This is a genomic window from Sporosarcina sp. USHLN248, assembly GCF_037144575.1.
Taxonomy (GTDB): Bacteria; Bacillota; Bacilli; order Bacillales_A; family Planococcaceae; genus Sporosarcina; species Sporosarcina contaminans.
Genome location: NZ_JBBCZC010000027.1, coordinates 14,528 through 35,911 on the forward strand (window position 1 = coordinate 14,528; position 21,384 = coordinate 35,911).

General features: G+C 40.5%; 15 protein-coding genes, 1 tRNA gene and 1 pseudogene. 4 read left to right on the plus strand and 13 right to left on the minus strand.

Annotated elements, in window-relative coordinates; genetic code table 11:
• Positions 1–4: 4 nt before the first annotated feature.
• Positions 5–2,428: a SpoIIE family protein phosphatase gene (locus WFH04_RS11910; RefSeq protein ID WP_336824279.1), complete on the minus strand. Its 2,424-nt coding sequence runs from the start codon at positions 2,426–2,428 to the stop codon at positions 5–7.
• A gap of 404 nt (positions 2,429–2,832) precedes the next feature.
• Between WFH04_RS11910 and WFH04_RS11915 the strand changes: the two genes are divergently transcribed.
• Positions 2,833–2,906, plus strand: a tRNA-Met gene (locus WFH04_RS11915).
• A gap of 43 nt (positions 2,907–2,949) precedes the next feature.
• On the opposite strand, the gene WFH04_RS11920 is transcribed toward WFH04_RS11915, so the two are convergent.
• The 3 genes from WFH04_RS11920 to lanKC all read right to left on the minus strand — a co-directional run bounded on the left by WFH04_RS11920 (position 2,950) and on the right by lanKC (position 6,722).
• A complete protein-coding gene (locus WFH04_RS11920; protein ID WP_336824280.1) occupies positions 2,950–3,423 on the minus strand; it encodes a DinB family protein in 474 nt (157 codons plus the stop codon).
• A 157-nt stretch (positions 3,424–3,580) separates the two neighbouring features.
• Positions 3,581–3,952 carry a hypothetical protein gene (locus tag WFH04_RS11925; RefSeq protein WP_486377086.1) on the minus strand — a complete coding sequence of 124 codons (372 nt, stop codon included), beginning with the start codon at positions 3,950–3,952 and terminating at the stop codon, positions 3,581–3,583.
• A 133-nt stretch (positions 3,953–4,085) separates the two neighbouring features.
• Positions 4,086–6,722 carry a class III lanthionine synthetase LanKC gene (lanKC, locus tag WFH04_RS11930; RefSeq protein ID WP_336824282.1) on the minus strand — a complete coding sequence of 879 codons (2,637 nt, stop codon included), beginning with the start codon at positions 6,720–6,722 and terminating at the stop codon, positions 4,086–4,088.
• A gap of 929 nt (positions 6,723–7,651) precedes the next feature.
• Here lanKC and WFH04_RS11935 point away from each other — a divergent pair.
• A complete protein-coding gene (locus tag WFH04_RS11935; protein ID WP_336824283.1) occupies positions 7,652–8,905 on the plus strand; it encodes an MFS transporter in 1,254 nt (417 codons plus the stop codon).
• A 154-nt stretch (positions 8,906–9,059) separates the two neighbouring features.
• Positions 9,060–9,643 (plus strand): annotated as a pseudogene (locus WFH04_RS11940) (transposase); the annotation flags it as partial.
• Between the two features lie 480 nt (positions 9,644–10,123).
• Here the strand turns inward: WFH04_RS11940 and WFH04_RS11945 are convergent.
• The 7 genes from WFH04_RS11945 to WFH04_RS11975 all read right to left on the minus strand — a co-directional run bounded on the left by WFH04_RS11945 (position 10,124) and on the right by WFH04_RS11975 (position 15,427).
• Positions 10,124–10,540 carry a S1 domain-containing RNA-binding protein gene (locus tag WFH04_RS11945; RefSeq protein ID WP_336824284.1) on the minus strand — a complete coding sequence of 139 codons (417 nt, stop codon included), beginning with the start codon at positions 10,538–10,540 and terminating at the stop codon, positions 10,124–10,126.
• A 129-nt stretch (positions 10,541–10,669) separates the two neighbouring features.
• Positions 10,670–11,083: an FtsB family cell division protein gene (locus tag WFH04_RS11950; protein WP_336824285.1), complete on the minus strand. Its 414-nt coding sequence runs from the start codon at positions 11,081–11,083 to the stop codon at positions 10,670–10,672.
• A 54-nt stretch (positions 11,084–11,137) separates the two neighbouring features.
• Positions 11,138–11,605, minus strand: a complete 468-nt coding sequence (yabQ, locus tag WFH04_RS11955; protein WP_336824286.1) for a spore cortex biosynthesis protein YabQ — start codon at positions 11,603–11,605, stop codon at positions 11,138–11,140.
• The gene (gene yabP / locus WFH04_RS11960) at positions 11,602–11,898 is read right to left on the minus strand and encodes a sporulation protein YabP (RefSeq protein ID WP_336824287.1); all 297 of its coding nucleotides are present in this window, start codon (positions 11,896–11,898) and stop codon (positions 11,602–11,604) included. The genes yabQ and yabP overlap by 4 nt, the downstream gene beginning before the upstream one ends.
• Before the next feature lie 186 nt (positions 11,899–12,084).
• Complete coding sequence (locus WFH04_RS11965) at positions 12,085–12,375, minus strand: RNA-binding S4 domain-containing protein (RefSeq protein WP_336824288.1); 291 nt, start codon at positions 12,373–12,375, stop codon at positions 12,085–12,087.
• On the minus strand, positions 12,372–13,829 hold the full coding sequence (yabN, locus tag WFH04_RS11970; protein ID WP_336824289.1) for a bifunctional methyltransferase/pyrophosphohydrolase YabN: 1,458 nt from the start codon (positions 13,827–13,829) through the stop codon (positions 12,372–12,374). The genes WFH04_RS11965 and yabN overlap by 4 nt, the downstream gene beginning before the upstream one ends.
• 5 nt (positions 13,830–13,834) lie before the next feature.
• On the minus strand, positions 13,835–15,427 hold the full coding sequence (locus tag WFH04_RS11975) for a putative polysaccharide biosynthesis protein (RefSeq protein ID WP_336824290.1): 1,593 nt from the start codon (positions 15,425–15,427) through the stop codon (positions 13,835–13,837).
• Positions 15,428–15,754: 327 nt separating this feature from the next.
• Between WFH04_RS11975 and WFH04_RS11980 the strand changes: the two genes are divergently transcribed.
• Positions 15,755–16,303 carry a GNAT family N-acetyltransferase gene (locus WFH04_RS11980; protein WP_336824291.1) on the plus strand — a complete coding sequence of 183 codons (549 nt, stop codon included), beginning with the start codon at positions 15,755–15,757 and terminating at the stop codon, positions 16,301–16,303.
• 855 nt (positions 16,304–17,158) lie between these two features.
• Here the strand turns inward: WFH04_RS11980 and spoVT are convergent.
• Positions 17,159–17,695: a stage V sporulation protein T gene (gene spoVT, locus WFH04_RS11985; protein ID WP_336824292.1), complete on the minus strand. Its 537-nt coding sequence runs from the start codon at positions 17,693–17,695 to the stop codon at positions 17,159–17,161.
• 89 nt (positions 17,696–17,784) lie between these two features.
• Positions 17,785–21,318, minus strand: coding sequence for a transcription-repair coupling factor (gene mfd, locus WFH04_RS11990; protein ID WP_336824293.1), 3,534 nt, complete (start codon positions 21,316–21,318; stop codon positions 17,785–17,787).
• Positions 21,319–21,384: the final 66 nt, after the last annotated feature.

Here is a 21,384-nt window from a genome sequence, read left to right on the forward strand (position 1 = left end):
TAGTTTATCCGACGACCTTTTCCCGGGAAATAAATCGGCTTCCCAAGGTTTCTTTGGCATTTGGCTTAATTGTCTGCCATTTCGGCAATACATGATCTACCCTCATGACTAAAACGGTACGATCATCATCGACGACTCCGTGTTTCCGTTCCATCTCATGCATGATCCGATCCGCAATCGTTTCTGCGGTTGCAAGTTGATGTCTTTCTAATATACCGTACAATGTCTCTTCTTGCTTTTCAATCGTTACCCCTCCATTGAACATCCCGTCCGTCAACATGACAATTAAATCGCCCGATTTCAATTGTTCATTTTTCGCTTCTACTGAAAATGATGGCAGGAATCCTACAGGGACAGAGCGACTATCGAGCCGCAGAAAGTCTTGTCCCCTTTTTATATACGTACTCATCGACCCCGCTTTCCAAGACCAAAGCCTTCCGTCCTGCAAATCAATCAGTGCTAAATCCAATGTCGCATACATATCATCCAATCCATTTAGTGACATAATGTAATGCAATGTATGCATCGCTGTTTCCGGGTCCATTTTCCGATTCAAGCATTCCCGCATTAGTCGAATTACTTTTCTGCTCTCTCGGTATGCATTCAAGTCTTGACCCATGCCGTCCGACAGCAGAACAGCGGTAAGACCGTCGTGAATCGGAAATACCTCATATGCATCTCCAGCCTGAAAAGTCCCCCCTCCTGCTGTTGCAACAATGCCATATTCCAAGGAAAATCTTACAGCGGATGAAAAAGTCAATTGAATATGAGGGAAAGGATCTTGCTGCGCAGATGATTTCTCCACTTTAAAAGGTTCGTTATACATCTCCTCCAATATTGGCAGAATAAGCCGTTCCGCCACTGTCGTATCCGTTTCATAATCAGATCTTCTTTCCGGTATCGAGCAAACAACGCGATGTGAACCGGGCTCTTCCGATAAAATGTCCACTTGGAAAAACTCAATACCTTGACTCTTTAAGCGATTTGAAAACTCTTCTTCTGAATGTTTATGAATCGACAGCTCCCCTTTAATATCATTCATTACTTTTTCAAGATGGTTGCTCATATCTCTTAACTGCAGTGCCAACATTCTCCTTCCATGCTGTAGCTGGCCCATTAACAACCGATTTGCCGACTGTTCCTCCATTTCTTTAATTAATCCGTTGAAGCGTATGCATTTATATTTTATTTTCTCCTCCACCCGATGCCTCGCCGCTTTCTTTGTAGCGGAGTATGTCATGTCCCATTCATTCAATAAATCCGGCATTCCTTCATTGCCCTCCCAACACTTCGAATAACGGAAGCAAGACTGGCATATGGTTGGAATGGGGCGCGCCTCTTGAGCTTCATTTGAAGGGATTCGGTCACTGACAAGGTTGGACATGAATTCTGCAAACTGTTGAAAATCAGATAATTGTTCATCTAAACGATCCGCCATCCATTTTTGCCGTTTCTTAGAAAGATCCTGTTTTTCCGGGTATATGATGTTTCTAATCGGCTCCACCTTTTTTGCGGGAATCAAAAAGAATAAGATGGTTGCCACGCCAATCGATATGAAATGGGAAATATCCAAAGGCAGCATCAAGTCATATAGCAAGAAAAAGACAGATACCGCGAAAGCTCCTGTTGCAATACCCAATTTGCCCATGCGTTTCATGGCACCGGCAAAGAAACCGGTCATGCCATAAACAGCCATCATTCCGGTAAATGAAAGTTCTGCAATGCCTGCAATCGCTGCAATCATCATTGCGATTGTCGTTGAAAATGGCAGTCCGCCAGCTAAAGCAGCTAATAGTATTGTCAGATGAAGCAATACTCCCGAAATAGATACTGGACCGATCATTAATCCACCCATCCCAGTCGTAGCCATCGTTCCGATAATGCAAACAGCCCCTAGTCTTTCAGGTGTCCACTTGCCATAGAAAATTCGTTCTGATTGAGGGAATGCAATAAAAAGGAAGAACGTCATGAACAGAGCCAACACTGCTTCAAAACCGATCGTCAACTGGATCGGCACAGGCGTATGGCCGCTATACATAATGAACTGCCATAACACTTGTACGACAATTATTGTGCCGGCTACCGTCAAGGGAATTGATTTTCGGAAAAACGGATGTTTCACGACGACCGTAAATAATATGAGCTCAAATAAATGAATGACGGCTTGTCCAAGTCCTAAGAAAGCGCTTCCGGTCATCCCGCCAATAAAGACCCATAATAAATATTTACGAAAACGGGTCTGTGCAAGTGCCCATACCGGCAAAAAGAACGGAACCGCCGTGTCGAACAAAACTGCTTGCGATAAGAAAAATGAAACAGATAGAAATAGAGCCGTTAACAAAATATGCATCTTTCGTTTTCCAATTGATTCGATCGTCTGCCTGAATTGACTGCTAATCGGTCTTTCCAAATTACCTATCATCTTCATCTCTACATTCCCCCTATGCTTCCTTTGCAACGAGTATACATAGAGTCGAGAGAAGAATTTGTCCGTTCATGACAAGGCGGCCAAAAAACCTTTCGACTATTTACGAAGGTTTTTTATCATTTAAATGACAGTTAGAGCGATTCATTCAAAACCTTTTGTGCGTCAGCCACTTGCATTTATAAAGGGCGACGGGAAACTATGGAGGAGAATCCCATATTCCACGCACTCTCCACCACAATTTGAAAACGCGCGAAAACTTGGCGAATTAATTGGAATTTGGTAAGTTTTCCGCCTATCCATAACCTGAAAATATTCCATCCGACAACGTAAAGAATATATTGACAGACCGTCCCGGCGCATGTATTATGGGTATTGTTGTTCTGAAAAACATATTCAGACATAATGGCGGCGTAGCTCAGCTGGCTAGAGCGTACGGTTCATACCCGTAAGGTCGTGGGTTCGATCCCCTCCGCCGCTATAACAAAAAGCAGCTCCCATCGGGAAGCTGCTTTTTTCATCATTTACTTTTTGTCCTTTTCTTCTACAGGTCTTACCGACTCGACTTGCTCCTTATGATGCAAATCATGGTGAATGAAATCCGTGAAGTATTCACGTATCGACAATGCATGCCCGCCAATTTTAAACGATTCGTCCCACTGAGAATCATCTATCTTTTTTAATGCACTGATATTCTTTTGCCTTTGCTCCTTCGCATATTCAATCGTTTCGGCAAATGTCTGCTGACGGGCCAAACTTGCTGCGGCATCATTGAATGGCCCCCACGGAACATCCTCAAGTTCCTCCCCTTCTTTCATATACGGCAGCCGTTCTTCCCTTGTGAATCGATCCCATTCAGCCATATGCATGACAATTTCATTCGGCGACCACTTTCCCTCTTTATAGGGCAAGATAGCGATTTGTTCTGGTATCGTTTTTAACGATTCCACCCAAATAATGTAGTCATTCAACTTGCTAAGAACTTGTTCTTTCTCCATGATTTCTCCTTCTTTTTCTATGAAAATAAATCTGCACTTGGCCATTGAATAGAGTTAGACAAAATGGGAAAACCTAAGTCATGACCAAAAAGTAAGCATAGGTACCTGTTGTTGTGAGGTAACTTTGTATAAACCCTTTTGGATTTGATTATACCAATTAGCTTGTAGTTTTTTGAAAGGCTCCTTGGTAATTAGCATGGAGTAAATGATTCCAAGCATCGATGCGACATCGCAACGAGTACTTTTTTATTGCCCCTTCTTGATGCGACCTGCGAATATTTAATTGCCAACCACCGATTCTGACATCTTGAGACGGCCCATGCAGCTTCACACATGGCGGATTTAATATGCGGTTTCCCTTTGACAGTACGTGTACTTGTCCGTTGCCCTGCGCTTTCATAACTTCCAGGTGATATGCCAGCCCATGAAGCCAAGTGCTGTGCTGTGGGAACTGCGCCATGTCGATGACGATTTCCGCAATGATTACGGCTGCCGTTTCATTTTTGATTCCCGGAATTGTGATAAGCAACTGTAGTTTCTCCTGATGGTTCACCAAAAGCATATCAATCCGTTGTTCGATTTCCGCAATCGCCTTTTAACCCGTGTCGCAACAGCTTGGCATTTTTTTCAGATAGAATATTGTCCAAAAATTTTACATTAAATTAATTGAAGCTGATTTCTAATTGATTCTCTTGCTTATATTTCCCCTCTTTTAAAATAAATTCATCTAAAAAGAAATGGAAATTAGATTGGTTGTTAACAACTCTATTTAGAAGCATAATAAAGCCAGCACCACCAGTACTATAGTCGCAACTGAGACGATACATTAGTGAACCAGGAGTTCCTATTTCATTTTCATTAATATTAAGAAGAAGTTGTTTCATGTTATTAATTAATTCAAATGTTTTATACAGGTATTTTTTTTCGCGAGTAAACTGATATAAATCAAATAAAGAATTAGCTATGCCTGAAAGACCAGCATAGAGACCCATATCTACTGCTAATTCACAAAACAAGCCATTTCCTAGTTTCTTGACTTCATCTTCTAACCTTTTATCCTGTAGAACGTAAAGGTATCTTACTGCGACTGAAGCAATTCCCGCAGTTCCTGTCTTGAAGTATGGATAATAAAAATTTGATGTGTCTGTTTGCGATGGATATAAATACCCGTTATTAATTTCCTTTCCGGTGTATATTTCCTCTATTAATATTTCTTTTCCAAAAGAACTATATTTTTTATCCTCGCATACTTGGGAGAGATAGAGTAAAAATAATGCAATGCCAGATTTCCCTTGTGCATATCCAATCTGCTTTAAATTGGCAATAGCTTCCTTGTTTTCGTTAATCAAGCTTTCTCCAATCATCCTCGCCTTTTTGAGATAAGCTTTATCTCTAAATTGACTATAGAATTTTAAATACAGTAAACCAATCCCTGATAATCCCTCTGATAGATCTAAGGATTTGACAGTGTGTAAATCCGTTTCTATGATACTAATAAATTCTTTAGCCTTTTCCACTTCCCCGTTTTCAAGCATATACCAACATATCCCTGATAATCCGTAATGTAAACCTAAGCCAATCTTGTCGAAATTCTTTTCAACGTTATTACTAACAAACCTGTCAAGATCACGACTGTATTTAACTCCACAATAACTTAATGCACGTAATACACCTGTAGCCCCATGAGTGACCGAAATAAACTCTGTTGCATTAATATCACTTGGGAATAATTGATTATCGCTTTGAAGTTGGTTATTTAATATAAATCTAGCTACTTTTTCAATTATCTCATTTATTTCTTCTGTATTTATATGTGAGTCTCCACCAATTGTCATACTTACATTAATATCTTTTATTAAACTTATACAATCTTGAATTTCCTTACTGTAGTCCAAGCTAATTAATGACTCCGCTAAAATTCTAAATTCTCTAGGAAGTCCGTACTTCTTCTCCATATACTTTAAAAACCTAACATAAAAGTTATCATCCTGTTCAATCAAATTGCTACATGGCACAAGCATATAAAACAGTAAGTATCCTATACCAATTAGATCTCTTTTAAAATTATCTACTTGGTTATATTGATTTGAAAAACCAATTGTCCTAAAAATTTGTTTATCATATTCTGTGTCTAAATTTATCGAAGCATCAAAATCGATGAAAGTTGCGGTCCCATTTTCATGCAGTATAATATTATCTGCGCCAATGTCTCCAACTATAACATTTTCACTGTGAATTTTTAATAAACTTTCCAAAATACTAATCATTATTATTGCAACTTTTTCATAATAAGAATTCATATCTGTTGTACCGGAATTTGGAATAGAGAAAGGTGCATTGTGGGCAACAAACTGTTTAATTGTTTGGCCTTCAATAAAGTCCTCCACTAAAAAGGTATGTTCCCATTCCTCAAATATTTCAATTGGTTCGGGGGACACGTGTAAATAACCAATTTTCTTGAGAATGTTAAATTCTGTCTTTTTTAAATCTCTTGCGTCCTTCATATGACCATACTGAACAGTAAAAGGCCTCGCTTCTTTAATAATTACTTCCTTATTCGTTTTCATGTCATCTGCCAAATAAGTTCCTCCAGCATTTGTAAAGCGAATTGCAGACTTTATTTTATATCGATTATTCAAAAGAAAAGGCTTCTCTTTTTCAAGATGTTTTTCCGTATTTTCAAAAGGGTCTTTAACCCAGTTTGGCAATTGAAAAATTGGTTTCCTATCATCAATAAAGATGTCACCGTTAGGGGAAGTTAATAGGTGAATCGGTTGACCATCTTTGTATTTAGTATTTAGCGCAATTCCACCGTAACGATAATAGACAATTCCCTTTTCTCCATACCTTCTATCAGTAAGAATATAAGGGCCCTCATACTTCTCCAAAAGAAAAAATAAATCTTTTATTAGCATTAAGAAGTGTTCAGTGTCCTTAGGATAGATAGTTATAAATTTTCCGGAGCTACTTCTATTAATAGCTTTATTGTTGTTAATATCAAAGACTCTCTTGTCCATTAAACATTTAAAAGCTACAGCGTTAGTATAGCAATAGTGACTGACTTTCTTTAATATTTCCTCACTATCCCATATCTTACCAGATATATGTATTTTCCATCCGTGTTCGGGAAACACGTAATTTTTAGGAATACATGAGTAAAAAATTCTGTCTCTTGTGATTGTCCAAGATTTATTATTAATGATATTTGTTAAAATGCTGAGAAATTCTGGTTGAGGATTATAAAAATCGAAGGGTAAGTAAAATTTGCTGCTTGGCATATAAGCGAATGCACCAGACAAGCTTCTGACCTCCTCAAATAGTGTTTTGATTGAAGGGGAAAGAGTATATTATTAAAATTTATTTTTTAGTAAGTGACTCTAAATTTTTTTGTACTCTCTAAGAAGTTTAGTATTCGGGGGCACCTGTAACTTGACAATTTTTACAAGAAACACTTTGAGTGCTTGCTAAGAAAAGTTCTGGTTGAAGAGTCTCACATGGTAGAAGTTGCATTTGTAAAATATGCTCCATCTTTACACCTCCAATCCAACTCTTTCCCTTTCTGTTTTATATGGTATCATATAGTAAACTGTAATTTCAATATATTTATAAGATTTATTTTAATTGCAACTAATAAATAGTTTAGTTGATGGAATGTTTTTGGAGAAAAGGGGGTAGGAACTTTCCTGTTAGCGCTATTTTCAGGAACATGCATAGAAAATCCATCTTAGTATTTATACGGTACGTCGAATCTGTGTGAACCCACCTTAAATTTAGATACCAAGGAGAGGACGCCCCGGATATTAGAATATTCAGAGATAAAACACTGGTCATGGGAGAATTATCTCCAAGCGCCACACTTTATGCATATAGGGAGATAAGCATGTCTGCTCCTTGTGGAATCATTCCCTATACATTAATCTATTTAAGGGTTTAAATTCTTCTGAGAATGCATAACATAAAGAAACATTTTTCAAGGTTTGATGTTATTGTTGGTATCAACGTCCACTTTCGGCTCAATGTAGCTCTCTACAATAGGGGCATCCCCATCTCTGTCTGTAATTCGAAGTTTACGTTCTGAGGAACTTGGCGATAACCCCTATACATAAGAACGATGTCAATGATCCCTTCATCATCACTCGAATTTTTATCTGTTAAACAGCAATAAATTGACGCCCTTACAACGGGTCAAACCGTTGATACATCAACATTTATAGGGGGAGGAATAAAAGTGGAAACTCAAATGAATTCGGTTAAACAAAGAGAAAGGGATATACCCCATGTTAAAAGAAATATATATCTAATTTTAAGTTCAACGGCATTAGGAAATATTGCAGATGCCATTTATACTCTGAGCATTTCATGGTATATACTTGAACATACCGGTTCGGCCTTTTTAACAGCAACAATAACAGCTATTACTTATATTACAAATGTATTTGCTGGTCCTTTTGTGGGAGTCATTGTAGACCGTACAAATCCAAAGACTGCGATGCAAAAAGCATATATTATAATGGCTTTAATTGGTTTATTTATGGTCTTTAGTTATGTCTTTTTGATTGATTATATTGTTTTCTCTGTCATGGCAATGGTTATAATTAATGATTTAGCGCAGTCATTTATTTTTCCATCAAGAAATCGTCTTTTACCTCGGCTTATTGGTGTTAAACGTATAGCCGAAGTGACTGGATATTTGTCTTCAGCCAATAATACGTCATCATTAATTGGAAATGCTTTAGCAGGTTTTCTACTATCCATTATAGGATTCGTAGGGGTAATGCTAACACATACTGTACTTTTTTTGTTTGCAGCCTTATTAATTTCATGGTTGGTTCTACCAAAAACAGAAAAGCCACAGCAGATCCATAAAGTAACAATTGAAAGGAATTACTGGAACGAGTTTTTAGAAGGAGTTAAAGTATTGCGTGGACATTCAGCGTTGCTGACCCTAACTTTAATGAACATGGGAACTAATATTGTTTCTATAGGTTATCTTTATATGGTTATTCTAATTAAACAGTATAACGCAGTTGCTTTTCAGTTTGGGCTGTTTGAAGCAACAGGTGTAGCAGTTGCGATCATTACGGGGCTATTTGCTGGCAAAGTCACTAAAAGAATAAAGCCTGTAGTTATTTTATCTAGTGCTCAAATAATCGCATCTTTATGTATGATATTCTTTGGCATGGGAGATCGATTGGTATTTGCATTCATTCTATTTGCAATACAAACTTTTTTTAGTGTTTTACAAGCGGTAGTATTTGGTACACTCTTAATTACATTAGTAGAACCCCAATATCGTGCTCGTGTAGATTCTTTGGTTGTTAGCATTTCTGCAGTCGCCATGCCGGCCACTATTTTCTTAGGAGGCTACCTAGCGGATGTTCTACCAATTAAATATATTTTCTATGTTGCAGGCTCATGGTCTTTATTAATGGGTTTCACTCCATTATTCAGCAAAGATGTTCGTCAGCTGAAAAGTATATAACCCTGATTCTTCACCAACCCACGTAAAATCCCACTCAGAAGCATTCATGTCGGCTTTTGAGTGGGATTCTTCTGTTCACTTAAAAGATAAAAAAGAATCCGTTTCTGATAGGATGATTGCAACCAAACCAAACACCACAGAAAGGATTCCTCTGATATCTATTTTGACTCAAAACACCCTACATTTCAACAAATCCATTAAATTATCCAACGATGGAGGAGAACTGTCTTCTGACACCGGCAACGTCATCTTCCAAGAATTCGATGAAAAATCAGAATTCTCTGAGATTCTCCAGGAACATCTCCTGCTCCCTGATGAACGCACGTTTTGCATCCAAAAAACGAAAAGATACTTCTCCAAAAAATCTATCGGCTGATTGCCGGCTATCACGAGGACGATGCGGAAAATCATTTGACGACTGACCCTGTATTCACACTGATCCTTGCCAAGCCTGCGTTGGCATCCCAGCCGTCCCTATTCCGATTTCTTCACCGATTTGATTCGAACGCGCTTGATCGACTACAAGCGGTGAACCAAGTGTTGCTCACCCGGGTTCACCACGCACGGCAGGCAAAGGCGCTGATTGTGGACCTCGATTCCTCGCATGCCGATACGTACGGTCAACAAGAAGAGGCTGCATAAAACGCGCATTACCAGACGGTCAGCTTCCATCCGTTAGTCGCGTTCGATGGCTTGACAGGCGACTTCCTCAAAGCGAAGCTACAGCCCGAAAATGTCATTATTGAGATCGAGTCTTTCCTTGATGATCAGGGAGCCAAGTGCAAGTTGCACCGAGAACACTTTATTTCCTTGATTGGTATCACCGAGTGACTGGAAGATATTCCTCAAGGTCCGCTCACAAAATGATGGAAGCCATGCGAACCCAACGGTTATCAGGGATCAACTGCCCTCCCAATGGTAAAAAGAATTCGTGCGGCAGGATCATCTGTTTTGCGTTGTAATCATACACGGTAAGTCCTTCAATGCGATTTGCGGGTATTTTCGTCCGTTTACGAGTATTTTTCATACCATCATATTGCTCCAACCTTCGACAAAAAGGTTATGAAGCCCTTTATTTACACGAGATTTTAGGTTGTTCAGTAAACCCTAAGTGGGACCGGCATATTGGAAAAAGCGATTCTACAGCCGAAAATCGACTGTAAAATCGCTTTTGTGATCTATACCAAACTCAACTCTTAGATTGAAACAGCCAGCAAGTTATCCTCTTCTTGCACCACGGCCACCACGTTTAGACTCAGTTGCTCTCTTCAGAGTAGATAAACGTTCTTCACTGTCTTTCATAAACTTTGCCATTTTTTGCTCAAAGTTTTCTGGACGGTCTTGGTTTGGTCGACCGCCGCCGTGACGAGGACGCTGAGGGCGTTGAGGGCGTTCGGATTCAGGCTTCGCTTTACGAATCGACAACCCGATCTTGCCATCTGTTCCGACATTCATCACTTTCACTTCAACCATGTCGCCTACTTTTAAATGGTCATTAATATCTTTTACATAATTGTCCGCCACTTCACTAATATGGACCAGACCAGTTGAACCGTTCGGCAGCTCAACAAATGCCCCGAAGTTTGTGATTCCTGTAACTTTCCCCTGTAACTTGCTGCCTACTTCAATTGACATAAAAAAAATGCTCCTCCTTAAGATTTAAACGGCCCCTTGTTAGAAGCCTTTTTACCGTATGGGCGAGTCCTGCAAAATTGCAAGATCCTTACTTTCATTATAGCCAACAAAAAAAGAGTGTCAATAAGACTACTCTTTTCCGTCATCTTTTTTATCTGTCTTTTTCTTTTCAGGAACCGAAAAGATAATTTCATTTTTATCCGACAGGAAATATTCTTTTCGTGCAAGCTTGGCAATGTACTCCTCATCATCCAACTTCACAAGCTGCCTCTTGAGCATCTCCTGCTCTTCCTGAACTTCGCTTAGTTGTGCAAGCACTTTTTCTTTTTCAGCTTCTTTTGCGCTCAATGTCTGCTTTTGCTGGATAAACGTATTCGTTAATCCTCCAAATATGACGAATGTGATAACAGCGTAGACAATAAGCCTTTTTTGAAGACGTCTTTTCTGTTTATGTCTCCAAATTTCTTTTTTACGCAACGAGCGGACATATTCAGTTTCAATCGATGCAACGGTTGCGGATGGTTTCCTATTCCTTTGCTCCATGTCCTGCACTCCCTCTCATTACAACAGAAATTCGATAAGTCTATTAATTATACCTTATCCTTTAGTATTTTTAAAGACTTTATTCGAAATGTAATGATATAGCAATGTAAAAGGGGAGATGATGAGAAGAATGATTTTTATAATCATCCGTACAATAAAACGGATTATGTTGACGATTAGGCGGATGACGAATACGATCGGCCTAATCACCAACAGTTGGATCACTCTTCCAACGAAGCGGAAAGGACGATAGAATACAGACGCATACAGTAACATTCCAGAAATTTGTGCAAATGGATCATACATTCTCCAAGCTCCATCCCGAACAAGAAAAAGAATATAGAAAGACGCGCTGCCGATGATGATCCAGCCAATCACTTCAAACCATACGGCATGTCTACGGATGAAGGACCCTTTCCGAGTTGCTGAAACGCCGGTGCCGATCAAGTCCATTATTGCTCCGGCACCTATCCCTGTCCCGATCATCGCAAGCAAACTAAGAAACTGGACAGAGAGGCTCATCCAAATAATTTATGGAGGAAATTACGAGACCCTGACTCTTCTTCATCGTACTGTATTGTTGCTATCGTTCCCTCCAATGTGAGAAGACCCTTATCAACGTCTAAATGGACGATGCGCAGCTCCTCCCCGCGAATTTGCAAAACACCTTGCGATGTCCTTACGATAAACTCCTCTTGATCAAAACGATCAATCGTTTTTACAGATGTAATATCCATTCGTTTTCTGTTTCGCATCGTGACGACATGATCACCCGATGGAATTGCGTATGTTGGACTATCCGTCTGGATTTGCATACTATTCCTCCTTTGCTTGTACGTTCACAGCCATCTTATGCAAGAGGATAAAAAAACATGACAGGGAATTTTCCTGTCATGCGGATTGATTTCTATGCACTCCAATGGTTGCTGCAAAGTTTCCAAAACAATACCGAAATACTGCACAAGAACTTCAGCTATGAAATGACACAATTGCCTTTCTACTTAATCTTCATCATCAATAAATTCCGGTTCCACTTTTTCAAGCTTTTCCTCTTTTAAAATTGTATACATCGATGCGGCATCTTCTTTTTTTGTCGATTCCTTTAGTTCATCGACTCTTGCCGTAACCACTTTTTGCCCGAATCTGATGGACAGTTCATCACCTGCTTTTACGACCGAAGAAGCTTTAGAAACTTTTCCGTTAATTGTAATTCTTCCTTGGTCGGCCACTTGCTTTGCTAACGTTCTTCTTTTAATTAGCCTCGATACTTTCAAAAACTTATCTAATCTCATTTCTTTTCCCTTCCTTTCGCTCGCTGCCAAAATTCTTCCAATTCATCTAATGTATAGTTTTTAAAATCGCCTCTACCTGCTTTAACACATTGCTCAACATAGCTGAACCGCGATTTGAATTTTTGATTGGCATGCTGCATCGCCTCTTCTGGTGACAGCTTTAAGAAACGGGATAGATTGACCAATGTAAAGAGGACATCCCCCAACTCATCCGTTTGGCTCTGCTTCGTTCCATTCGCCACTTCTTCCTTGAATTCCTGCCATTCTTCCTCAAATTTGTCAAAAGCACCTGATATGTCCGGCCAATCGAAGCCGACTTTCGCTGCTTCCTTTTGGTAATTGAAAGATGTGAGCAATGAGGAGCTATGACGCTCTTGCCCTTCCAACAGAGTTTCAACCTGTGGCTTCTCAGCTTTTTTGATTTCCTGCCAATTCTTCAAAACTTCATCGGAATTTTCCACATTTCGATCACCGAATACATGCGGATGGCGACGGATCATTTTTTCTCCAACTGCCTGTAAAATGTCCTCCATTGCAAAATAGCCATTATCTTCCCCGATTTGCGCATGCAAAAATACTTGCAGCAGAACATCGCCCAACTCTTCGACCATTCCTTCATCGTCCTCTTGATCGATCGCTTGTAATAGTTCATGCGCTTCTTCAATCAAATAGCGTTTCAGCGATTCATGTGTCTGTTCACGATCCCAAGGGCACCCATCTGGGGCACGTAGTGTAGCAATGATTTCTCTAAATGCGGACCATTCCTTCAATCGCCTTTCCCGCTCGATAACCGGCGGTACATATACTGTCGTCAAATTGTCGATTTCCGTCTCGCGATCAAGTTCGAATAACGGCACTGTGCGGAGTTTTTCTGATGAAGAACCCGCTGCTGTTACAATTGTAACTGGATGATCGTATGCATACTTTTCCATAAGGGATAGCTTCACTTCGGAAGCAACAAATGCGTCATATACTTGTCCAATGAGCACATGTTGTGTCATCTGTACATCATCGCGCTTCATATCCGTTCCATCTACTAGCTGGAACCCTTCAATCGGATCAATTCGCAACGCCGCAAAAATCGGATCTAAAAAGCTGTTTCCGCCGGCAAACTGTAATTTCACGAAGCCTTCCCTTTCTTTTTCGATCAAAAGCTGCACGGTCCGCTCGGCTACTAACGGATGTCCAGGCACAGCATACGTGATGTGCTTTTCTTTAGATAGGGCCAACAGCCTCTCTGTTATTTCTTCATAGACTGTTTCAAACGCATCGTTTTCCACATACACTTCATCAAAGCTGTCGATTTTTATTCCTTCCGCTCTCAATTGCTCAATTGCCGGGTGTTGTTCCGTCCTAACAATAAGAAATTCCGCTTCCTTCAATTTTCGGTAGATACCTAAAGATAATTGGTCTAAGTCTCCGGCGCCAAGGCCGATTATTGTGATTGTATTCAATCCGTTCACCTTCTTTTTTTAGTAAGCCATAACTGAACATACGCCAATCTTCTTCCGAACGGCAGCAAATACCATTCTTTCTCCGCAAACAGGCGCGCTTTCATAATGATGATCAGAAATACGGATGCACCTAAAACTACAGCTGTCAAAGCTGTCAAGGCCGCCCCTATCCGGGAAGAAATGTTATCGAATAGATATCCGTCCGCTATGATCATCCATGGCAAGATGACTGCCGCCATCGCTACAGTTGCTAGTAACAGCCAACTGTAAAATCGCTTTGATGCTAAGTTGAGCGGCCACACTTTTTTAAAATAAAATAGCAGTCCCACGGCAATTATGACGAAGCCGATATTGCCGGCGATTGAAGCGCCAATAATATCGTATCGCGGAACAAGTAGTTTGTTCGCAAAAACCTTTACAGTTAGCCCGACAAAAAGCAATAACGTTGGTATTTTCACTTTCCCTGCCCCAATCAGAATAGCTGTCAACGGCAAGATGAGCGACAAAAAGAAAATTTGGAAGCAGAAAATGATGAGCGCAACGGAACCGTCCCGTGTTTCAAAAAGCATTTCATTTACATAAGGAAGAACGAGCGCTAGACCCATTGCAGCAGCCCATCCAAAAAGAAACGCGGTTCTATAGGTTAACTGAATAAACGGCTCCGCACCTCTCCCTTCTTTTTTAGAAGAGTGATGGGCAATTAGCGGTACAATCGCTAACGCTAATGTTGAAGAGATTAAAATCCCCATTTGAACTAGCGGCTGTCCCCGGTCGTAGACGCCCTTCAGTTCCATAGCTGTCTCACTAGTAATACCTTTCGCAAGCAAACTATTGAAAACCGTGAAAGAATCGACAAGCTGAAATAACAGTAAAATAAGGGAACTTGCGCTAACACTTAAACTGATGAGCGTTAGTTCCTTCACGATGTACCATCTGTTAACACGCTCAGCAGGACCTTTATATTCATTTCTGTAAAATAGCAGCAAAGTCAGAACGCCCATCGCTTGCCCGATTACCGCACCCCACATCGCCACTTCACCCGTTCTATAAAGTGAAGCACCGGCACGCACAGCTATCCATGTCCCAATCAAAATAATCGAGACGCGGAATACCTGCTCAGCAACATTCGATACAGCAACGGGCGTCATATTCCCTGTCGATTGGAACGATCCTTTCAATACTGCAAGCATCGGCATGACGAGAACGATATATGCACCTGCACGCAGCAAGGAAGTTAGTTCAGGATCCCCCATTGAACTTGATAGAAATGGAGCGAAAACCATTAATAAAGTAAAAAACAATACGGAAAGGCCCGACAAATAAAGCAAGGCGATGCGTTTTACCGTTTTGGATTCACGTTCACTTTTGCTGCTCGCAAGTAGCTTGGACACCGCGACAGCAAATCCATAGGATGTCCAAATGATGAAAATCCCGATAAACGGATACACTTGCTGATAAATATAAAATCCTTTATCGCCTACTAAATTTTGGAACGGAACTCGATACACCGCGGCAAGCAGCTTGACGATGATGGCCGAAATCGTCAAAATCGACGCACCTTTCATGAACGTTTTCATATTCCACTCTTTGCTGACCATTGTAATTCCTCGTTTACTATAGATTAGCCTTATTATATCATCGGCAAATTTACTCGTTAAAGCGATTCCAATTAAGAGGAATATAAACAGTCTATCGGAACACCAAAAAGAAAGCGATTCATTTGAAGTTTCGCAGCTTAAATGAATCGCTTTCCTGCAGAGCTTACGATTTTGTTTCTCATATTAAACAACGATTCTAAAAATAAATAGATTGTTTTTTCGAAAAGCGTTATATAATAGATTGATAACCAGTTGTATATGCTCTGCCTTTTATATTCTATTTTTATTCTTAGCCAAATACACTGACAGCATTGGGGGTTAAAGATAATGGGTTTTCCTTTATTAGAAACAGACAGGTTACAATTGATTCAAATAAAAGAGGAACATGCATGTCCTTATTTTGAAATTATGTCTAAAGATGAAGTTACGAAATACTATGGGATGGATAGCTTGCAAAGTATAGAGGATGCTACAAAAATAATCCAATCCATGCAAAGCACCTATGAAAGCAAAAGAGGCATCCGTTGGGGGATTGTATTAAAGGAGACAGGCGACTTTATTGGAACAGTCGGTTTGAATAATCTTAGCACATGGAGCAAGAAGGCTGAGATTGGGTATGAACTGCACCCTTCCCATTGGAATAAAGGCATAACGAGCGAAGCCGTGAAAAAGGTATTACAATATGCATTTGAAGATTTACATTTGTTTAGAATGGGTGCCATCACGTACCCGGAGAACGTGTCTTCGATACGCTTATTACACCGATTTGGTTTTGTTCAGGAAGGCTTATTAAGGGGATATCTCTATCAAAATAATGAATCTCACGATGCGCTCATCTTTTCATTGTTGCGGACGGAGTATAATGATAGCAATTGAATGAATTGTAAATACGACAATTTCATTGATTGATCGCCCCGATTATGATTCATAGCTTATCCAATCCAATACAGAAAGCAAAAAGTCACTTTTACAAATTACTCGTTGGTTAAAGGCGACACTTTGGAAAGAAGCTCGGTAATGGTTACGACAATTTAGGAAAGTTAGAGGCCCATAATGATGAACCTCTAACCGATTCCCTTAGTCTATTTGTAAAAAACTATGGACAGCGCTACCTCTATTAAGGTAATTGTCTTTTCGGCAAAATTTTATATATTTTTAAACCGAATACTCAATCATTTCTTTATGCAACATTAGTAATATGGAGTGAAACTTATAGTGTAACAGCAGCGCAGGCGCCTTCCAAGCGGCAGCCGAAGCCATAAGACTGTCAGAGTGCAAACGCTGGCGAGGCTTATAGCGGGAGGCATCCGTTAGCGCCGAAGCGGATTATCAAAGAGATAGTAGATAGATTTATGCGTTTGCATCTGACTTTATGAGTGGGACGGAAGCAGTTATGCGTGGAAAAGCAGTTTTATGCGTGCTTTATGAGCGTTATGCGTTTCGAATCCAATTTAATGCGTATTGAATGGTGGTTATGCGTTTCTGTAATTATTTGGGGAGAAAAGAATTATAAGTGTAACAGCAGCGCAGGCGCCTTCCAAGCGGCAGCCGAAGCCATAAGACTGTCAGCGTGCAAACGCTGGCGAGGCTTATGGCGGGAGGCATCCGCTAGCGCCGAAGCGGATTATCAAAGAGATAGTAGATAGATTTGAAGGCAATTGAATAAATCGCGGATATATTAATGAAAAACAGCCCACTTGCACCGAATTTTTGGTGCTTGCAGGCTGCTTTTTATTGTTCCATTTGTTTTGCGAGGAAGTGAGCCGCTGTTTCTGCTGCTTTTTGTTCAGCTTCCCCTAAAAAATGCACTTTGGACAGTAAGTAAACGGCTCCAATCGTATCGCCGCCAGCAACAATTGGCATGATGCAATATGATTTAACCTGTTCTACTTGTCCTGGTACCCATTCAACTGCTTTTTCAAGTTTTTCCATTACCATTGTGCGTCCAGACAGCACTTCTTCTACATCCGGAGTCAATTGCCTGTTTAAATAGTCCTTTTTCGATAAACCGGATACCGCGATCATTTCATCTCGATCGCTAATGAGAGCGGGCGTGCCTAATGTTTCATATAGTGTTTCTGCATACTCCTTCGCGAATTGACCTAATTCGGAAATAGGGGAGTATTTTTTTAAAATGACTTCTCCATCCCGGTCAGTGAAAATTTCCAGCGGATCTCCTTCTCGAATACGGAGGGTTCGTCTAATTTCTTTAGGAATAACAACCCTTCCCAAATCATCAATTCTCCGCACGATACCTGTTGCTTTCATGCATGATGCCTCACTTTCCCAAAATTGAAAACCGTCTTCCGTTCGGATATAGTATGCTTCATGCATGGACATTTTATGCAACAGTACCTTTACACGGCATTAGAGTTTTGTTCTTTCAACGCATTCTTTAGAATTTCCATCATTTCCTCTACAACATCGAACTCGGTCATTTTTCCAACATGTTTTTCGTCAATTGTTAGGATGAGTTTGCCTTCTTCCATTTTAAAACCAATTGCACGGCCAAATTTCATTGAATCCGATACAACTTTTCCGCCGTCAACACGGTTTGTTCCTTCCTGCGAAAGGATAATTTCAATAATGGATCGCTGTTTTTTGATGGATTCAACGCCTGCCAGTCTTCCCCACGCTTTTATTCTGCCAACACGAAGCAATAGATCAGCCTCTAAAGGTAAATCTCCGAAACGGTCTGTCATTTCATCGACAAGCTCTGTGTAATCTTCGTCCGTCTCTATTGCTTTTACTCGTTTGTACATTTGGATTTTTTGGAAGCCATCTCGTATATACGTATCTGGCAAATAAGCGTTAATTGGCAATGAAATTTCTACATCAGGAATTTCTGATTTCACAATGCCCGTCTGTTTTTCTTCAATCGCTTCTTGCAGCATTTGAGAATAAAGATCAAATCCAACCGAATCGATAAATCCATGTTGCTGGGCACCTAACAAGTTCCCTGCACCGCGGATCGATAAATCCCGCATGGCAATTTTAAATCCAGAGCCTAATTCAGTGAATTCCTTAATTGCCTGTAATCGGTTTTCCGCAACTTCTGTCAGCACTTTATCCCGCTGGTACAAGAAATACCCGTAAGCTACTCTATTGGATCGGCCAACACGCCCTCTGAGCTGATAAAGCTGTGAGAGGCCCATACGGTCTGCATCGTGGACAATCAATGTATTGACGTTCGGAATATCAATTCCCGTCTCAATGATCGTTGTCGTTACAAGAACATCGTATTCTCCTTCGAGGAAAGATAGGATAACAGATTCAAGCGTAGATTCTCCCATTTGGCCATGTGCAAAAGCAACGCGGGCATCTGGAACCAACTGCTTGATTTCATCTACCTTTTTCGCCATATCTTCGACGCGATTATATAGATAAAACACCTGTCCTCCACGTGCCATTTCACGTTCAATCGCCTCCCGGACAAGCGGCAAATTATGCTCCATTACATACGTCTGCACAGGGAATCGATTCGCTGGCGGAGTTTCAATAACAGACAAATCGCGCACGCCTAACATAGACATATGCAAGGTACGCGGTATCGGCGTTGCCGTCAACGTGAGGACGTCCACATTTGATTTCAATTGCTTAATTTTCTCTTTATGAGTTACACCGAAACGCTGCTCTTCATCCACAATCAGCAGCCCTAAGTCATGGTAAACGACATCTTTAGATAAAAGACGATGCGTCCCAACAACGACATCAATCGTTCCAGCTTTCAATCCTTTTAATGTTTCCGTCTGCTCTTTTTTTGTGCGGAATCGATTGAGCAATGACACCTCGACCGGGAATCCGGAAAAACGCTCTTTCATCGTTTCATAATGCTGTTGAGCCAAAATGGTCGTCGGCACTAAAAAGGCAACTTGCTTACCATCTGACACCGCTTTAAAAGCCGCTCGGATGGCAACTTCTGTTTTCCCATAGCCGACATCTCCACAAAGCAAACGATCCATCGGACGCTCTCTTTCCATATCCTGTTTTACTTCAATAATGGACCTCAGCTGATCCTCTGTTTCGTCATACGGAAAGGCATTTTCAAATGCCCGTTGCAAATCGTCATCAGGAGAAAATGCATATCCCTTCTCTGATTCCCGCTTTGCGTATAATTTGATCAAATCGTCTGCAATATCCTTTACTGCCGTTGTTACTTTCTTCTTTGTCTTCGTCCATTCAGTGCCACCCAATTTATGCAGCTTCGGTTCCTTTTCACCGGAGGCAACATACTTTTGGATAAGATCGATTTGATCTGCCGGAACGAATAGTTTATCTTCGCCTCGATATCTAATGTCCAAATAATCTTTATGGACACCATTAACTTCCAATGTAACAACACCATAGTATTTACCAATTCCGTGATGGACATGTACGATGTAGTCACCGGGCTTTATTTCCGAATAGCTTTTAATTCGTTCAGCATTCGTCATCTTTTGAGGGCGCGACTTTCGCTTTGTCTTCCCTTTGAACAGCTCGGCATCTGTTATGATAGCAAGGCGCTGAAAAGGCAATTCGAATCCCGCGGACAAGTCACCGTCTAAAATGGTTAAAGTTCCACCTTCTTTGGACGGCTTTGTGTTTAGCGAGAATTTCATATCATAATCCGCTAAAATCGCTTGGATCTTTTTCATCCGTTCCTCGCCATCAGCTATGACGAAGACATTGTATTTGCCTTGCTTCCATCGTTCAATTTCATTTTGCAATAAATTCATTTGTCCGTGAAATTCCTGCATTGGTTTACAGGAAAATGTAACCGTTTTTTTCAATGTTATTCCCGGAATGGCACGAATGAAAAGAGAGAGATATGATTTTTGTTGCTCGATCATTTTATGCATTTCATCAAAAGAAAAAGAAATTTTAGCATCGTGGAGGATTTTCCCCTCTTCTAAAAGGGTCAGATACCACTCCTTCTCCTCGGATTCGAGGGCATGTGCCACTTCTACAATCCTTCCAATTTCATCGAAAAGAACGACACCATTTTGCGGAAAGTAATCCCCTAAGTAGGCAGGCGGATGATCGGCAAATGAAATATATTTCATCATGCCATCAGGTATAATTCCTTCTTTCAACAAACCAATGTCTCGGTTCATATTTAGCATAAGCAGTTCTTTTATTTCATCTTTTTTAATCTTTTTCAAACTATTACTAAGCGCTTGTTCAAGGTTCGTTCCTATTTTAGCTAACTCTTCTTGACTAAAAATAAATTCAGTAGCGGGCAATATCGTCACGCGATCCAATTTTTCTATTGATCGTTGATCATCAGCCGAAAAAGTACGAATCGAATCTACTTCCGTGTCGAACAGTTCAATACGGATCGGGTTTTCCAATGTTATAGGATATATATCTAAAATACCGCCACGCAATGCAAAATCCCCAGGAGTCGTCACCATCTCCTGACGTGAATAGCCCATGGCAGATAGTTGATTTGTCCAATAATGAACATCTATCTCTCCGTCTGCTTCAACTGACAACGAACTTTTCAACCATTGTTCCTTAGCGGGCAGCAGTTTTTTCATTCCTGCAACAGGCGTTATATAAATACCTTTACCTACACATAATAGATGATCTATCGTGTCAATCCTGTTTGCACGAAGCTCATAGCTTGAAATGGAAAAATCTGCCGCAATCAGTTCTTCCGCAGGGTAAAGATGAACATGCGTTTCCCCAAGCATTTTGACCAAATCATCATATGTGCGTTGCGCCTGCAGCATATTCGGAGCGACGATCAAAATCGGCTTCGCCATAGATTGCTGCAAAGCTTTGAAAAAGACAGATTTTGCACCGCCAGACAAGCCGGATAAAAGATGCCGATCCTGTCCGTCCTTCAGATCTTCCACAACATTATGAATCTCTTTTTCTTGTAAAAATATATCTATAAGCGCATCCAATGATCTTGTTCCTCTCTTTATAAAAAATCGATCTCAGCTCGGCATAAGGGAATCCGTATTTTTACA

Coding starts and splice junctions, on each gene's coding strand:
- yabQ (WP_336824286.1), bottom strand. CDS start 11,605: ATGAGCCTCTCTGTCCAGTTTCTTAGTTTGCTTGCGATGATCGGGACA.
- WFH04_RS11965 (WP_336824288.1), bottom strand. CDS start 12,375: ATGAGATTAGATAAGTTTTTGAAAGTATCGAGGCTAATTAAAAGAAGA.
- WFH04_RS11950 (WP_336824285.1), bottom strand. CDS start 11,083: ATGGAGCAAAGGAATAGGAAACCATCCGCAACCGTTGCATCGATTGAA.
- WFH04_RS11980 (WP_336824291.1), top strand. CDS start 15,755: ATGGGTTTTCCTTTATTAGAAACAGACAGGTTACAATTGATTCAAATA.
- WFH04_RS11920 (WP_336824280.1), bottom strand. CDS start 3,423: ATGGAGAAAGAACAAGTTCTTAGCAAGTTGAATGACTACATTATTTGG.
- WFH04_RS11975 (WP_336824290.1), bottom strand. CDS start 15,427: ATGGTCAGCAAAGAGTGGAATATGAAAACGTTCATGAAAGGTGCGTCG.
- spoVT (WP_336824292.1), bottom strand. CDS start 17,695: ATGAAAGCAACAGGTATCGTGCGGAGAATTGATGATTTGGGAAGGGTT.
- WFH04_RS11945 (WP_336824284.1), bottom strand. CDS start 10,540: ATGTCAATTGAAGTAGGCAGCAAGTTACAGGGGAAAGTTACAGGAATC.
- yabP (WP_336824287.1), bottom strand. CDS start 11,898: ATGCAAATCCAGACGGATAGTCCAACATACGCAATTCCATCGGGTGAT.
- WFH04_RS11910 (WP_336824279.1), bottom strand. CDS start 2,428: ATGAAGATGATAGGTAATTTGGAAAGACCGATTAGCAGTCAATTCAGG.